This window comes from Streptomyces sp. MAR4 CNX-425, from assembly GCF_048656465.1.
Lineage (GTDB): Bacteria > Actinomycetota > Actinomycetes > Streptomycetales > Streptomycetaceae > Streptomyces.
Genome location: NZ_JBMDLF010000011.1, coordinates 181,850 through 197,693 on the forward strand (window position 1 = coordinate 181,850; position 15,844 = coordinate 197,693).

Below are 15,844 nucleotides of genomic sequence, written 5' to 3' on the forward strand. Positions count from 1 at the left end.
AATTGTCAGTCCGCTCAGTCACTATAGAAGCCGGCCTAGACGACCTGTTACCGAGGATTGAATCTGTGAGCGATGACCTGCGGCTGATGGCCGTCCACGCACACCCCGACGACGAGTCGAGCAAGGGTGCGGCCACCATGGCCAAGTACGTATCGGAGGGCGTCGAGGTCCTGGTCGCCACCTGCACGGGGGGCGAGCGGGGTTCGATCCTGAACCCCAAGCTCCAGGGCGACGCCTTCATCGAGAAGAACATGCACGAGGTACGGCGCAAGGAGATGGCCGAGGCGCGGGAGATCCTCGGCGTGAAGCAGGCGTGGCTGGGGTTCGTCGACTCCGGGCTGCCGGAGGGCGACCCGCTGCCGCCGCTGCCCGACGGCTGCTTCGCGCTGAAGGAGATCGACGAGGCGGCGGAGCCGCTCGTCCGGCTGATCCGCGAGTTCAAGCCGCAGGTCATCACGACCTACGACGAGAACGGCGGCTATCCGCACCCCGACCACATCATGACCCACAAGATCACGATGGTCGCCTTCGAGGCCGCCGGCGACCCCGCGCGCTACCCGGACGCGGGCGAGCCCTGGCAGCCGCTGAAGGTCTACTACAACCAGGGCTTCAACCGCCCCCGCACGGTCGCGCTGCACGAGGCGATGCTCGCCCGCGGCCTGGAGTCGCCGTACGGGGAGTGGCTGGAGCGGTGGAAGGAGTTCCAGCGGAAGGAGCGTGAGATCACGACGTTCGTGCCGTGCGCCGACTTCTTCGCGATCCGGGACAAGGCGCTGATCGCGCACGCCACGCAGATCGACCCGGACGGGCCGTTCTTCAGGATCCCCATGGAGGTCCAGCAGGAGGTCTGGCCCACCGAGGAGTACGAGCTGGCGAAGTCGCTCGTGGACACTTCCCTCCCCGAGGACGACCTCTTCGCCGGTATCCGCGACAATTGACCGTGTGAACACCACATTGGCTGCCGACCTCGTCCCGCTCGCCGACGAGCTCGACAAGAACAAGGTCACGCCGGGCGTGCTCGGCTTCATCGTCTTCGCGCTGCTCGGCGTCGCGGTGTGGTTCCTGCTGAAGAGCATGAACCGGCACCTGGGCCAGGTCGACTTCAAGGAGAAGACCGACCGCGGCGAGGCCGGTCCGGGCGGCGGGCGCCCGGACGGCGAGGGCCCGGCGGACGGCGGCCCGGGAGACGGGGGCGCCCCGCGCGACGACGCGCCCCGGGACGCTGCCCCGCGCGGGTCCGCTCCGCGCGGTGGCGGCCCCCGGGACGCTGCCCCGCGCGACGGTGCCCCGCGGGACACCCCGCCGCGGGCCCCGGCGCCCGCGGACAGCCAGGAGGACGCCAAGGAGCCCGTCGGCCGCCGCCGCTAGCAGGCGGCCGCCGGGCGGGGCGCCCCGCGGGACGGCCACGGCCGCCGCGCGGCCCGGCCCCGGGCGCTACGGCCCCGGGCGGTACGGGCCCGGGTCAGCCCGCCAGGGCGCCGTCGCCCGCGGGGGCGGCGCCGTCCAGGGGGACGCCCATGACCTCCCGGGCGGGGCGGCTCGGGACCATGCCCAGCCGCCACGCCTGCCAGCCCGTCTCCGGCTCCACGCCCCGCTCCAGCAGCAGCTGGAACGCCTCCGCGTAGTCCTCCAGGGCGGGGTCCACCACCCGGCGGCCCGCCGGGATCGTCCGCAGCTCGTCCAGCAGCTCCGACAGCTCCTGCTGCGCCACCGCCGCGCCCACCACCGAGCCGCCCGGCGACGCGAACGGCAGCAGCGTGCAGCGCAGGAACCGGGCCCACGTGGCGCCGCGCCGGTCGCCTATCCCGGCGAACAGGTCGATCGCCGAGTCCACCAGATCCAGCGCCTGCCCGGCGCGGCCGTTGCCCGCGTCGATCACCGCCAGCTCGATGCACGACCACGCCTCGCCGTGGGCCACTCCGACCCGGCGGAAGTCCTGCCGGGCGTCCTGGAGCAGCTGCCGGGCGAAGCCGCTGTTGCGCAGGGTGCCGGTCTGCTCGGCGCGCAGGTCGCGGGTGACCCGCGCGGAGTGGTGCCGCGCGCAGGCCAGCCCGTACACGTCCCGCATGCGGCTGAACATCGAGCGGGACCGCTCCAGCGCCCGCACCGCCGACTCGCGCTTGCCCGCCCCCTCCTGGGCCTGGCCCAGGTAGTACAGCGTCCACGCCTCGCCGCGCGCGTCCTCGGTCTCCCGGTGCCGGGCGAGGGCCGCCTTGAGCTGCGTCACCGCCGTGTCCGGGTCGGCGTCGACCAGGCGGGCGCGGGCCAGCTGCGTCATCGCCCAGGCCTCGCCGCGGCCGTCGCGGGTGCGCCCGTACTTGTCCAGGGCCTCCTCCAGCTGTATCTCGGCGCCCGGTACGTCGCCCATCCGCAGCCGCACCTGGCCCAGCTGGAAGTGCGCCCACGCCTGGCCGTGCACGCTCTCGCTCTCCCGGTGCAGCGCGAGGGCCTCGTCCAGCAGCGCCAGCGCGTCGCCCAGCTGGGCGCGGTCGCGCAGCACGGCGGCCAGCGCGTGCAGCGTCCAGGCGCGGTCGCCGCGCATGGCCTCGCCCTGCTGCATCCGGAGGGCCTCGCGCAGCTTCGCCTCCGCCTCGCGGAGGCTGCCCTGCTGCTGGAGCGTGATGCCGAGGTCTCGCAGGGCGCGGGCGGCGCCGGCCGAGTGCTGCGCCTCGCGGTAGAGGTCGACCACGGAGGTGAGGGTCGAGCGGGCCTTGTCCAGCTCGCCGAGCTGGCGGGCGGCGACGCCCGTGCGCCACTTCACCGAGCGCATCAGCAGGCCCTGGTCGGCGGCCTTGGTCAGCTCGTTCAGCTCGCCGAGGCGGTACAGGTCGCCGCGCAGCAGGCAGTAGTCCGCGAGGGCGCCCAGCAGGTGCAGCACCGTGCCCTGGTCCACGCCGTCGGCGTGCCGCAGGGCGGCGGTGATGAAGCTCTGCTCGTCGTCCAGCCAGCGCAGCGCGGCGTCCAGCGAGGTGAAGCCGTGCGAGCCGAACCGGTCGGCGCGCGTGGAGGTGCGGCCGTCGACCAGCCGGATCACCGAGTCGGCCAGCTCCGCGTACATGTGGATCAGCCGCTCGTGCGCGGCGGCGCGCACCTCCGGGTCCTCCTCGTCGAGCAGCCGGGCGAAAGCGAAGCGGCGCACCAGGTCGTGCACCCGGTAGCGGGAGCCGCGCACGTGCTCCACGAGCCCGGCGCGGGCCAGCGTCGTCAGCCGCTTGACGGCTTCCTCCTCGCCGACGTCGAGCAGGGCGGCGCAGGCCGCCGCCCCGAGGCTGGCCCGGCCGACGAGCGACAGCCGGCGCAGCAGTGTCCGGGTCGGCTCCGCCAGGTCGCCGTAGCGCAGCCACAGGGCGCGGTCCACCGGGTCCACCGGCCCGTACGCCCCCAGCGCCTCGGCGAGCTCGGCCATGCTGCGCTCGTCCAGCGCCGACCCGGCGATGCGCAGCACCAGCGGCAGCCCGCCGCAGAGCGTCCCGATGCGGTCGGTGGACTGCGCGTCGTACGGATCGGCGGAGCGCTCCGCGCCCTCCGGCCCCTGCGCCAGGGCGCTCAGCAGCTCCTCGACCGCGGCCGGGTCCAGGCCCTCGACCGGCATGTGGTGCACCCAGGCGTCGAGGTCGTCCGGCAGCTCCAGCCGCTGCCGCGAGGTCACCAGCACCAGGCTCTCGGAGCGCTCCGGCACCAGCTGCCGGACCTGTTCGGCGTCGACCGCGTCGTCGAGCACGATGGACACCGGCAGGGACGTCAGGTGCTGGTGGTACAGCTCGACGAGGCGGCGCAGATGTGCGTCGTGGGCCGGGCGGTCGCGGAACATCAGCTGGTCGCGCGGGGCGCCGAGGCGGTTGAGCAGGTGCAGCAGGGCGTCCCGGGTGGGCAGCGGTTCCTCGCCCAGGCTCTCGCCGCGCAGGTCCACGACCACGGCGGCGCGGAACTGCTCGCGCAGCTGGTGGGCGGCGCGGACCGCGAGCGTGGTGCGGCCCGCGCCGGGCGGGCCGTGCAGCACGACGACGGTCGGCTTGGTCTCCGGGTTGGCCCGGCCCTGGTGCACCCACCCGGCGATCTGGGTGAGCTGGGCCTTGCGGCCCACGTACACCCGGGAGGCTTCGGGCAGCTGGCGGTAGGACTGCTCCAGCGTGGCCCGCTGGCGCGCCTCCTGACTGCGGTCCCGGCGCAGCTGGGGCTCGCGGTCCGTACCCCCGCCGGCGGCGGTGCCCGTCCCCGGGCGGTCGGCGGCGGACTCGGGGCGGCCGCTCTTGCGGGTGGCGGCGGAGATCATGCGCTGCTGGTCGAAGAAGGGCCGTACGCCGCGGAGCTCCAGCGCCGTCAGCCACTGCAACCGCAGCTGCTCGGGGCCGCCGGGCTGCCGGGCGGCACCCGAGCGCGTGTTGCCCGAGAGCCAGTGGGCCACGCCGATCTGCGCCAGCCCGGCGACGAAGCCGGCGACGCCGGCGGCGAGCCCGGTCCAGAACGCGGCCGTGGCGCCGAGGCCCTCCTCGGCGGAGACGAGCAGGGCGACGCCGGCCGCGGCCAGCGTCGCGGTCACCGCCGGTCCGACCGACTGCGGGGTGAAGCGCTCGGCCAGCGAACGCCGGCCGGCGGCGGCCTCGTCCAGCGCCCGCAGATACGCCCCGTACTCCTCGCCGGCGTGCTCCGCCATCTCGTCCAGCGCCGCCCGCGCACGGCCGAGCAGCACCACGCCGTCGGTCCGCCCACCGGAGCGGCGCACCTCCTCTTCGACCGCGCGGTCGAGAAGAAGCTCCGCCTCCCTCCGGTGCTTGTCGCGCAGTCGGGACGCTGTTCCCGGCATATGCTCCCCTCCCGTACCCCGTTGCTCAGCCGTGCAGGTGCACAGCCAAGTCTTCCGCGTTTCCCGGGCATTCGGCATCCCCCTGTGGATAACTCGGCCGGATGACGCGGTGAATCGCGGGCTGATAACACCGGGCGGCGGCGCCGGGAACGGAATTGCGGGCGGGGAGAAAAATCGGACCGGCGGGTACGACGCCGTTGTCGTACCCGCCGGTCCGGCCGGTCGCGTACCGGGTCAGCCCAGGCGGTTCAGCAGGGCGCGGTACTCGTCCCACAGCTCCTTCGGGGTGTGGTCGCCGAAGGTCTCCAGGTGCGCGGGGATCAGCGCGGCCTCCTCGCGCCAGACCTCGGGGTCGACGGAGAGCAGGAAGTCGAGCTGGTCGTCGGTGAGTTCGAGCCCGTCGACGTCCAGCGCGCCCTTTGCGGGCAGCACCCCGATGGGGGTCTCGACGCCTTCCGCCTCGCCGTTGAGCCGTTCGACGATCCACTTCAGCACGCGGCTGTTCTCGCCGAACCCGGGCCAGACGAACGATCCGTCCGCGCCCTTGCGGAACCAGTTGACGTAGTAGATCTTCGGCAGCTTCGCGGCGTCGGCGGACGCGCCGACCTTCAGCCAGTGGCCGAAATAGTCGCCCATGTTGTAGCCGCAGAAGGGGAGCATCGCGAACGGGTCGCGGCGCAGCTCGCCGACCTTGCCCTCGGCGGCGGCGGTCTTCTCGGAGGCGACGTTGGCGCCGAGGAAGACGCCGTGCTGCCAGTCGAACGACTCGGTCACCAGCGGCACCGCGGTGGCGCGGCGGCCGCCGAAGAGGATGGCCGAGATGGGCACGCCCTTCGGGTCCTCCCACTCCGGCGCGATCGTCGGGCACTGCGCGGCCGGGACGGTGAAGCGGGCGTTGGGGTGGGCGGCGGGGGTGCCGGACTCCGGGGTCCAGTCGTTGCCGAGCCAGTCGGTGAGGTGCGCCGGGGGCTCGTCGGTCATGCCCTCCCACCAGACGTCGCCGTCGTCGGTGAGGGCGACGTTGGTGAAGACGGAGTTGCCCCACAGGGTCTTCATGGCGTTGGCGTTGGTGTGCTCGCCGGTGCCGGGCGCGACGCCGAAGAAGCCGGCCTCCGGGTTGATGGCGTAGAGCCGGCCGTCCTCGCCGAAGCGCATCCAGGCGATGTCGTCGCCGATGGTCTCGACGGTCCAGCCGCGGGTGGTCGGCTCCAGCATGGCGAGGTTCGTCTTGCCGCACGCCGACGGGAACGCGGCGGCGATGTACTTGACGTCCTCGGCCCCGCCGCGCGGCGGGGTGAGCTTGAGCACGAGCATGTGCTCCGCGAGCCAGCCCTCGTCGCGCGCCATGACGGAGGCGATGCGCAGGGCGTAGCACTTCTTGCCGAGAAGCGCGTTGCCGCCGTAGCCGGAGCCGTACGACCAGATCTCCCGGGTCTCGGGGAAGTGCGAGATGTACTTGGTCGAGCTGCACGGCCACGGCACGTCCCGCTGACCGGGCTCCAGGGGCGCGCCGACGGTGTGGACGGCCTTGACGAAGAAGCCGTCGTCGCCCAGCTCGTCGAGGACCGGGCGGCCCATCCGGGTCATGGTGCGCATCGCGGTGGCGACGTACGCGGAGTCGGTGATCTCGACGCCGAGCGCGGAGAGCGGGGAGCCGAGCGGACCCATGCAGAAGGGGACGACGTACATGGTGCGGCCGCGCATGGCGCCGCGGAAGAGGCCGCCCTCGCCGGAGGTGCCGGTGAAGACCTCGCGCATCTCGGCGGGGTCCATCCAGTGATTGGTCGGACCGGCGTCCTGCTCCTGCTCGGAGCAGATGAACGTACGGTCCTCGACCCGGGCGACGTCGGTCGGGTCGGAGGCGGCGTGGTACGAGCCGGGCCGCTTGACGGGGTCGAGCTCCGTGAACGTGCCCTTGGCGACGAGCTCGGCGCACAGGCGGTCGTACTCCGCCTGGGAGCCGTCGCACCACACGATCTCGTCGGGCTGGGTGAGGTCGGCGATCTCCTGGACCCAGGAGAGGAGTCCTTCGTGTTTGGTCGGGGTGGTCATGAGTGCGGCAGGCTCCAGATTCGAGGGTTTTGGGCGCTTTACTCGCTGATGTCGCTGAAGTCATGTGTATCTGGTTTTCAAGACCGTCACCCCTTGGGGGCCCCGACCCGGGTGCCGCTCATATGAGCCCATCCGGTGTCGGGTGTGCGCTCATTTGATGATGGAGTAGCTCAGACGTCATGTCCAGCCGGCTTCTACGTGAACAGCGCCACTCCCGCGGCGGTAACCTACGGTCGCGTAGGTAGCATGGCCGGATGGGCGCGACGGGCGAGGGAGAGCTGCAACGGGTCGCGAGTGCCGCGGCCGCCGTACTCAAGCCGCGGCTGCGCGGCTGGCTGCACGCGGTGATGTTCCCCGCGGCGCTGTGCGCGGGCGTGGTGCTCACGGCGCTGGCGGAGAGCCCACGCGGCCGGCTGGCCTGCGCCGTCTACACGGTGACCGCGTGTCTGCTCTTCGGCGTCAGCGCGCTGTACCACCGGGGCGACTGGGGCCCGCGGGGCATGGCCGTGCTGCGCCGGCTCGACCACGCCAACATCTTCCTGATCATCGCGGGCACCTACACGCCGTTCACGATCCTGCTCCTGGAGGGCGGCAGGCAGCAGGCGCTGCTGTGGTTCATCTGGGCGGCGGCGATCGCCGGGATCGCGTTCCGGGTGCTGTGGGTCGGCGCGCCGCGCTGGCTGTACACGCCGTGCTACATCGCGATGGGCTGGGCGGCGGTGTTCTTCCTGCCGGACTTCATGCGGGCGGGCGGCATCGCGGTGCTCGTGCTGGTGATCGTGGGCGGCGTGCTGTACAGCGCGGGCGGGGTGATCTACGGGATCAAGCGGCCGAACCCGTCGCCGCGCTGGTTCGGCTTCCACGAGGTCTTCCACTCGCTCACGCTGGCGGCGTTCGCCGTTCACTACGTGGGGATCTCGCTGGTGGCGTACCGCCACGCCTGAGCCTGTCCGGGTGATCCGCCCCGTGTCGACTCCCGGGGATCCCGGGTGGAAAGCCGCGAGGGTGCTGTTATCGGTGCGTACTACCATTCCCCGCTCCTCGTGGAGGCAGTAGATGCGCATCCGTACGCTCGCCCGCTCCCTCGCCGCCGGTGCCCTCGTGATCGGTCTCGCCGGCGTCGGCGCGGCGTCGGCCCAGGCCACCGGGCACCCGAAGCACGACAAGTGCTGCGCCAAGTGGTACAACCAGGAGATCAGCAAGAAGATCAACAAGACCTGGAACAAGACCGAGGTCGAGGTCGAGGTCGAGAACACCTTCAACAACCGCGTGTCGAGCAACAGGTACACGGAGGTCAGCCCCTCGGCGTCGGTGCACTTCGGGCCGATGCAGAGCTACGACCGTGAGGCGATCGTCATCGGGCGCTGAGCCCCGGCCTGCTGCGGCAGGGCGCTCGCGGCACCTCGCGGAGGCACTCTCCACGGATCTCCAGGTCCGGCCCGCACGTTTTCGCCGTGCGGGCCGGACCTTTGCCGTTGCCCGCGCCCCGCGGGTTATCCACAGGGGTTGTCCACAGCCCTGGCCACGTTTTCTGGCAGTTGCTATTTTTTGGGAGTGACTTCCAAAAGGCGCTGGTGGGCTCTCGGCGGGCTCGTCATGTCCGTGCTCGTGCTCGGGTTCGACCTGACGATCCTGAATGTCGCGCTGCCCACGATGGCGGCGGACATCGGGGCCGACACCGGCGAGCTGCAGTGGATCGTCGATGCGTACGCGGTGGTGTTCGCCGCCTGCATGCTGCCCGCGGGGCTGCTCGGGGACCGGTTCGGGCGGCGCCGGATGCTGGTGGCCGGGCTGGTGATCTTCCTGGCCGGCAGCCTCATAGGCCCGTTCGCCTCCAGCCCGGCGGGCGTGATCCTCGCGCGTACGGTCATGGGGCTGGGCGGCGCGCTGATCATGCCGCTGGCGCTCTCGGTCATCCCCACGCTCTTCGGCGACGACGAGCGCACGAAGGCCGTCGGCGCGGTGACCGCCGGCATGGCGGTCGGCATGCCGGCGGGGCCGCTGCTGGGCGGCTGGCTGCTCGACCACTTCTGGTGGGGCTCCATCTTCGTGCTGAACATCCCGCTGGTGGCCGTCGGCATCGCGGCGGCGCTGCTGCTGATACCCGAGACCCGGGACCCCTCGGTGCCGCGCGTCGACCCGGTCAGCACGGCGCTCAGCGTCACCGGCCTCGGCGGGCTGGTCCTCGGCGTCATCGAGGGCCCGACGCGGGGGTGGGGGGACCCGCTGGTGGCGGCGTCGCTGGCCGGCGGCGCGGTGCTGCTCGGCTGGCTGGTGCTGCGGGAGCGGCGCGCGACCCGGCCCATGCTGGACCTGGAGCTGCTGGGCAACCGCGCCTTCCGGTGGAACGCGATCGTGGCCGTGCTCGCGACCTTCGTGATGGCGGGCCTGCTGTTTGTGCTGCCGCAGTATCTCCAGGCGGTGCTGGGGAACGACCCGTTCGGCACCGGGCTGCGGCTGATGCCGCTGATGGCGGGGCTGCTGGTGGTGGCGCGGGCGGCGCCGCCGCTGATGGCCCGGTTCGGCTCCCGGGTCGTGGTCAGCGCCGGGATGGCGATCTTCGCGTTCGCCATGCTGCTCGGCAGCCGTACGGACACCTCCGCCGGATACGGCTACACCGCGGTGTGGCTGACCGTCACCGGCTTCGGCCTCGGGTTCGCCCTGGTGCCGACCATGGACGCCGCCCTCGGCGCCCTGCCCGCGAGCCGCGCGGGCAGCGGCACGGGGCTGCTGACCACGTTGCGGCAGGTCGGCGGCGCCGTCGGGGTCGCCCTGCTGGGCAGCCTGCTGAACGGGGTGTTCACGGACCGGCTGGACACCGCGGGGGTGCCTGAGGCCGCGTCGGAGCAGGCGCGCGAGTCCGTCGTCGCGGCGCACGCGGTCGCCGAGCGGCTGGGCGCCCCGCAGCTCGCGGAGTCGGCGAACTCCGCGTATGTGCACGGCATGGCCCTGGCGCTGCTGGTCTGCGGGATCGCCGCGCTGGCCACGGCGGTCGCCGCCGGCGTGCGGCTGCCCGACAGCGGCCGCACGGAGACCGGAGAGCCGCAAGGTGAGCACCGGGGAAAGGAGGAGCGAACGCAGCACGGCGCCGGAATGGCCCCCACCAAGCGGGGTGCAGGAGAATGAGGAGCATGGCCTCCTCCCGCACCACCTCCGCCCCGCCTGCCGCCGCCATCGGAGCGGCCGCGCTCACCGAGGCCGGGCTCGGACTGCGCGAGCGCAAGAAACTGCGCACCCGGCAGGCGATCCGGCAGGCGGCGTACCGGCTGATCGAGGAGCAGGGGTACGAGACCACCACCGTCGAGCAGATCGCCGAGGCCGCGGAGGTCTCGCCGAGCACCGTCTTCCGGTACTTCGCGACCAAGGAGGACATCATCCTGACCGACGAGTACGACCCGGTGCTGGAGCAGGCCATGCTCAGCCGCCCGGCGGACGAGCCGCCGCTCGTCGCGCTGCGCGAGGCGGTCGTCACGTCGCTGCGGCTGCTGTACGACGAGTTCCGGCCGGAGTTCATGCTGCGGATGCAGCTGGTGCGCGAGGTGCCGGCGCTGCGGGCGCAGATGCACGAGAGCACGGACCAGAACATCGAGCTGCTGTGCGGCGTGCTCTCCGAGCGGACCGGGCGGCCGCGGGACGACTTCGAGCTCCGGGTGGTGGTGGGGGCGATCTTCGGGGCGCTGACCCAGGTGCTGTTCGAGTGGGCCGGGCGGGAGTCGGAGTGGGATCTGGTGGAGACGGTCGACCGGGCGCTGGCGGTGCTGGAGCGCGGCCTCACCCTGTGAACGCCCCCTCCGGGGCCGCGGGGTCAGGGCTGCGGGGGCTCGGCCGGGGTCAGCTGGGCCCGTAGCTCCTCGGGCCCGGTCACCGGGGCGGCGCAGACGAAGCGGCGGCAGACGTAGGCCGCGGCGGCGCCGCCGACGAGGGGCCGGTCGGCCAGGAGCGGGACGTCGTCGGTGCCGGACGGCGGGCCCGCGGCGATCACCGCGCCGGGCGCCGGGGCGAGCAGCGCGGTGCGGTGCAGCTCCGCGCGGCGCGGGTCGTCCGGGCCGCCGACGACCGCCACTTCGCGGGGGCCGTCCAGCGCCGCCTCCGCCGCCGCGAGGCCCCAGCCGACGAAGCGGGGCGCCCGCGGGCCCAGCTTCGCCACGATGCCGAGGGCCTGCTCCGCGGCCTCGCGGTGCCGCTCGCTGCCGGTGTACGCGGCGTAGGAGAGCAGCGCCGCGGCCGACGCCGTCCACCCGGACGGCGTCGGGTTGTCCGTCGGGTCCTGGGGACGCCGGATGAGCCGCTCGGCGTCGTCGGCCGTGTCGAACATCGCGCCGCCCTCGCCCCGGAACCGGTCGAGCACGGTGTCCAGCAGCAGCCCGGCCAGCCGCAGCCACGTGCCCTCGCCGGTGACGGCCGTCAGCGTGAGGAAACCCTCCGCCACGTCGGCGTAGTCCTCCAGCACCCCGGCGCTGTCGCCGGCCGCCCCGCCGCGCGAGGTGCGCACCAGCCGCCCCACCGTGCCCGGGCCGCCGGCGCCGTCCGTCATGTGCACCCGTACGAGCAGGTCGGCCGCGGCCTCCGCGGCGTCCACCAGGTCCGGCCGGTCGAAGTACGCGCCGATCTCGGCGAGGGCGGCGATCGCCAGCCCGTTCCACGCCGTGACCACCTTGTCGTCGCGGAGCGGCCGCGGCCGCTCCGCCCGCGCCGCCGCCAGCCGCTCACGCACGGAGGCGATCCGCCCGGCGTCCACCGGCGCCCCGGTGTCGGGCAGCCGCAGCACGGAGGCGCCCTCCTCGAAGGTCGCCGCCTCCGGCGCCTCGGGCACGCCGTAGTACGCCGCCGCCAGCGCCGCGTCCTCCGCGCCCAGCACCTCGCGCAGCTCGTCGGGGGTCCAGACGTAGTACGCGCCCTCGGCGTGCCCGCCGCCGTCCGGCCGGTCGCTGTCGGCGTCGAGCGCCGAGGCGAAGCCGCCCTCCTCGGTGCGCAGCTCGCGCACCAGGAAGTCCGCGGTCTCCAGCGCCACCCGCCGGGCCTGCTCGCTGCCCGTCGCGCGCCACAGGTGGGCGTAGACGCGGGCCAGCAGGGCGTTGTCGTAGAGCATCTTCTCGAAGTGCGGGACGATCCACTCCGCGTCCACCGAGTAGCGCGCGAAGCCGCCGCCGAGCTGGTCGTAGATGCCGCCGCGGGCCATCGCCTCACAGGTGGCCCGCGTCATCTCCAGCGCCGCCGCCGAGCCGGTGCGGGCGTGGTGGCGCAGCAGGAACTCCAGCACCATCGCCGGCGGGAACTTCGGCGCCCCGCCGAACCCGCCCCGCACCGCGTCGAACTCCTTCGTCAGCTCCAGCAGCGCCGCGTGCACCTCCGCGTCCCCCGGCGGCCCGCCCCCGGGCCCGCCCACGGCCCCGCTCAGCGTCCGCCCCGCGAGATCCGCCGCCACCCGCGCCGCGACCTCCGCGACCTCGCCCCGCCGGTCCGCCCAGGCCGCCGCGACCCCTTGGAGCACCTGCCGGAACGACGGCATGCCGGCCCGTGGCCGCGGCGGGAAGTACGTGCCGAAGTAGAACGGCTCCGCGTCGGGCGTGAGGAACACCGTCATCGGCCACCCGCCCTGCCCGGTGGCGGCCTGCACCGCCTCCATGTACACGGCGTCGACGTCCGGCCGCTCCTCGCGGTCGACCTTGACGCTGACGAACCCCGCGTTCAGCTCGGCGGCGGTGGCCTCGTCGGCGAAGGACTCCCGCGCCATCACGTGGCACCAGTGGCAGGAGGCGTACCCGACGGACAGCAGCACGGGCACGTCGCGCCGTCGCGCCTCGTCGAACGCCTCCGGCCCCCAGGGCCACCAGTCGACCGGATTATCAGCGTGCTGAAGCAGATAAGGCGAGGTCACACCAGCCAGCCGATTCATACCGCCCAGCTTCTCACGCCACCGCAAGCATGCCCGCCCACCGCGTCCGGACCGGGAGGGACAGTACGCTGGACCGGGTAGCACCGGACCTGACGGTCGTCCTCGACCGAGGGAGGTACGCGTGAGCGCGGAGATGGTCGCCCCCGCGTGGATGCACACCCAGATCAGCGCGGAGCAGTACGACTCCTGGTCCGAGGAACAGTGCGCCGGTATCGAGATCGTGGACGGAATGGTCGTCGTGAGTCCCAGCGCCTCCAAGCGGCACAGCCGGCTGGCCCGGATCCTGGCCAACGCACTGGACGCCGCCGCCGGCCCGGACTGGAACGCCGACACGGGTTTCGACGTCCGCCTGCAGGATGTCCCGCTCACCAACCGCCGTCCGGACGTCGTCGTCTACCGGGCGGAAACCATCGACGTCACGCCCACGCGCCCCGAGCACGTGCTCCTGGTCGTCGAGGTCGTGTCCCCCGGCTCCGAAACCACCGACCGGCTCGTGAAGGCGGAGCAGTACGCCAGGTCCGGGATCCCGTTCTACTGGCGCGTCGAACAGGCCGCCACGGGAGTCCCGATCGCCTACACGTACGTGCTCGACCCTGCCGCCAAGGCCTACAGGGACGGCGAGATGTTCACCGGCGAGATCAAGGCCGCCGCACCCTTCTCCGTCACCGTGGACCTGGGCGCCGTCTGACCGTCTGCTCCCTGGGCTGCCAAGGCGGTTTCCCGGGTGAGCTTGCGCGTGTACGGACCCGCCACGTGCAGGGGTCCGCCGTCACGAAATGGACCGCAGCGGGCCGTGGGATCGGTGCCGGAGCTGGTCGATGGCCTGGGCCGTCTGGTCGCACTCGGGGAGGTGGACGATGAGCTGCTGGGCGTCCGTGGGTAGTTCGAGCGTCTCGCGGAGCAGTCGCAGCCGGTGCCCGTCGGGGTGGTTGAGCCTGAGGACGCCGCGGCGCGGCACCACATGGCGGGCGAGGCGGTCGGTGAACTCGGGTCCGGCGGCGGGGATGAGCTCGGAGGTGAGCCATTCGAGGTTTTCGAGCGACGGCGCCTGCCACAGGTCGAAGGTGAGCTCGTCCGCGATGTCGTCCCAGTCGGCGAAGAACGTCCGGGCGCGGGGGTCCGTGAACAGATAGCGGTTGAGGTTCGGCTCGGCGTCGTCGAGCAGTCCGGTGCCGCTGGTGATGGACCGGTAGCCCGCGGTGTGGGCGAGGATGTCGCCGAGCCGGTTGGTCACGACCGCGACGCCGTGTTCGAGAAGGCGGAGGGTCCGCATGACGGACGGCCGTACGTGCCGGGGCGGCGGCACGGGCCTGATCCGGACCGAGCACTCGTCGGCGGCGAGCTTCGCGAGGTAGCGCAGATGGTTGCGCTCCGAGGGGTTGAGGCAGAGTGCGTCGGCGAGCGAGTTGATGACCGCGGGCGAGGGATTGCGGTCGCGGCCTTGCTCGATGCGGGCCAGATACTCGACGCTGATGCCGGCCCGGGAGGCGAGGTCCAAGCGGCGCAGCCCGGGTGATCTGCGGCGGCCGTGTTCCTGCAGACCGAGGGATTCCGGCTGGATGCTGTCACGCCTGGCCCGGATGAAACTCCCCAACGGCGTCCCCATGCCACCAGGGTACGGATGCCGCGCCGTGAGCTGGGACGGCCCGCGCGGACCGGTCTGCTGCGAGGTCCGGGCGCCCCGGCGCTGTCCGCGGATCCCGCCCTGCCCCTCGGGTGAGGCAGAGGGTGGCCCTGCGGGGGCGCGTCTCAGCACGGCCTCGTTGGGCGCCGCCGTGCGGCTTGATGATGACGGCCATGGAGCACAAGGCGACGCGGCGTTCGGGACAGGTGTTGCTGGTGTGGGGGCTGCTCGTGGCAGCGGCCAACCTCCGGGCGAGCCTGACGGGTGTCGGGCCGCTGCTGGACCGCGTGCAGGATGACCTGGGGCTGGCCCCGGCCGTACTCGGCCTGCTGAACACACTGCCGTTGCTGGCGTTCGCCGCACTGTCCCCGATGGTTCCGCGGCTGGCCGCGCGGTGGGGGGACGAGCGGCTCCTCGGCGGTGCGCTCGTCGTGCTGACGCTGGGGATCGCCGTTCGGTGGGTGCCCTCGGCGGTCGGTCTCTTCGCGGGGACCGTGCTCATCGGGGCGGGCATCGCCGTGGGCAACGTGCTGCTGCCAAGCCTCATCAAGCGCGACTTCCCCACCAAGGTGGGGCTGCTGACCAGCGCCTACGCGACGGTCATGGGGGGTGTTGCCGCGGTGGCGTCCGGAGTGGCGGTGCCGATCAGCGAGGTTGCTCCCGGCGGCTGGTACACCGCCCTGGGGTGCTGGGTCCTGATCGCGCTGGTGGCGGTGGTCCTGTGGCTGCCCCGGATGCGTACCGCGCCGGCCGCCCCGCGGGAGGCGCGCGGGCCGCACCGGCTGCCGTGGGAGTCCGGCCTCGCGTGGGCGGTCACGGCGTTCATGGGGTTGCAGTCCTTCGGCTTCTACGTGGTCGTGACGTGGCTGCCCCAGGTCTTCCAGGACAACGGCCTCGGCGCGGCCGCGGCCGGATGGATGCTGTTCCTGTTCCAGGCGGTCGCGGTGCTGACCAGCCTGGCGGTTCCGGGCGCGCTGCACTGGGCACGCGACCAGCGGGCGCTGGCGACGATCTGCTCGGCCGTCCTGCTCCTCGGCTACCTCGGGCTCCTGGCGGCCCCGGAGCTGGCGGTGCTGTGGAGCGTCGTCCTCGGTCTGGGCGGCGGGGCCTGCCTCGTGCTTGCGCTGGCGTTCCTCGGCATGCGGGCCCGGGACGCGGCCGGGGCCGGCGCGCTGTCGGCGATGGCGCAGTCGATCGGCTACCTCCTTGCCGCCGTTGGGCCGGTGGTCTTCGGGCTGCTGCACACCGTCGGTTCCGGCTGGCGGGCGCCGCTGGTGCTGATGTGCGTGGCCGCGGCCGGTCAGACGGTGGTGGCGCTGGTGGCCGGGCGCGGCACGGTGCGGCCGGAGACGTGGGCCGGGCTCCGGTCGCCGGGGGCCGGGTCCTAGGCGGGATCCGGCCTCGCTCCCGCGGCGAACGTGAGGTGTGTGCCGGTGGCTTGCCGCCCGGGTACCGGGCGTTGTGGTCA

Annotated in this window: 12 protein-coding genes; 8 read left to right on the forward strand and 4 right to left on the reverse strand. The window is 73.2% G+C overall.

Annotation, left to right across the window (positions count from 1 at the left end; genetic code table 11):
* Window positions 1-65: 65 nt before the first annotated feature.
* Both mca and ACHZ99_RS27565 read left to right on the forward strand, forming a co-directional pair.
* Window positions 66-938, forward strand: a complete 873-nt coding sequence (gene mca / locus ACHZ99_RS27560; RefSeq protein WP_420307466.1) for a mycothiol conjugate amidase Mca — start codon at window positions 66-68, stop codon at window positions 936-938.
* A 4-nt stretch (window positions 939-942) separates the two neighbouring features.
* On the forward strand, window positions 943-1,368 hold the full coding sequence (locus tag ACHZ99_RS27565) for a hypothetical protein (protein WP_420307467.1): 426 nt from the start codon (window positions 943-945) through the stop codon (window positions 1,366-1,368).
* Between the two features lie 94 nt (window positions 1,369-1,462).
* On the opposite strand, the gene ACHZ99_RS27570 is transcribed toward ACHZ99_RS27565, so the two are convergent.
* Complete coding sequence (locus ACHZ99_RS27570; RefSeq protein WP_420307468.1) at window positions 1,463-4,804, reverse strand: tetratricopeptide repeat protein; 3,342 nt, start codon at window positions 4,802-4,804, stop codon at window positions 1,463-1,465.
* Window positions 4,805-5,038: 234 nt separating this feature from the next.
* Window positions 5,039-6,856 (reverse strand): phosphoenolpyruvate carboxykinase (GTP), encoded by a 1,818-nt coding sequence (locus ACHZ99_RS27575; protein ID WP_420307469.1) that lies wholly within the window; start codon window positions 6,854-6,856, stop codon window positions 5,039-5,041.
* Window positions 6,857-7,110: 254 nt separating this feature from the next.
* Between ACHZ99_RS27575 and trhA the strand changes: the two genes are divergently transcribed.
* The 4 genes from trhA (at window position 7,111) to ACHZ99_RS27595 (ending at window position 10,638) form a co-directional block, all read left to right on the forward strand.
* Entirely contained in the window at window positions 7,111-7,800 is a 690-nt protein-coding gene (gene trhA, locus ACHZ99_RS27580) for a PAQR family membrane homeostasis protein TrhA (RefSeq protein ID WP_420307470.1), read from the forward strand.
* Between the two features lie 112 nt (window positions 7,801-7,912).
* Window positions 7,913-8,224, forward strand: a complete 312-nt coding sequence (locus ACHZ99_RS27585; RefSeq protein ID WP_420307471.1) for a hypothetical protein — start codon at window positions 7,913-7,915, stop codon at window positions 8,222-8,224.
* Between the two features lie 186 nt (window positions 8,225-8,410).
* A complete protein-coding gene (locus ACHZ99_RS27590) occupies window positions 8,411-9,982 on the forward strand; it encodes an MFS transporter (RefSeq protein ID WP_420307472.1) in 1,572 nt (523 codons plus the stop codon).
* A 5-nt stretch (window positions 9,983-9,987) separates the two neighbouring features.
* The gene (locus ACHZ99_RS27595; protein WP_420307473.1) at window positions 9,988-10,638 is read left to right on the forward strand and encodes a TetR/AcrR family transcriptional regulator; all 651 of its coding nucleotides are present in this window, start codon (window positions 9,988-9,990) and stop codon (window positions 10,636-10,638) included.
* 23 nt (window positions 10,639-10,661) lie between these two features.
* Here ACHZ99_RS27595 and ACHZ99_RS27600 read toward each other — a convergent pair whose 3' ends face one another.
* A complete protein-coding gene (locus ACHZ99_RS27600; protein ID WP_420307474.1) occupies window positions 10,662-12,752 on the reverse strand; it encodes a thioredoxin domain-containing protein in 2,091 nt (696 codons plus the stop codon).
* Window positions 12,753-12,873: 121 nt separating this feature from the next.
* On the opposite strand from ACHZ99_RS27600, the gene ACHZ99_RS27605 reads away from it, so the two are divergent.
* Entirely contained in the window at window positions 12,874-13,440 is a 567-nt protein-coding gene (locus tag ACHZ99_RS27605) for a Uma2 family endonuclease (RefSeq protein ID WP_420307475.1), read from the forward strand.
* Window positions 13,441-13,521: 81 nt separating this feature from the next.
* On the opposite strand, the gene ACHZ99_RS27610 is transcribed toward ACHZ99_RS27605, so the two are convergent.
* The gene (locus ACHZ99_RS27610) at window positions 13,522-14,358 is read right to left on the reverse strand and encodes a helix-turn-helix domain-containing protein (RefSeq protein WP_420307476.1); all 837 of its coding nucleotides are present in this window, start codon (window positions 14,356-14,358) and stop codon (window positions 13,522-13,524) included.
* A 191-nt stretch (window positions 14,359-14,549) separates the two neighbouring features.
* Here ACHZ99_RS27610 and ACHZ99_RS27615 point away from each other — a divergent pair, with 191 nt between their 5' ends.
* Window positions 14,550-15,764, forward strand: coding sequence for a CynX/NimT family MFS transporter (locus tag ACHZ99_RS27615; RefSeq protein WP_420307477.1), 1,215 nt, complete (start codon window positions 14,550-14,552; stop codon window positions 15,762-15,764).
* The last annotated feature ends 80 nt before the right edge of the window (window positions 15,765-15,844 follow it).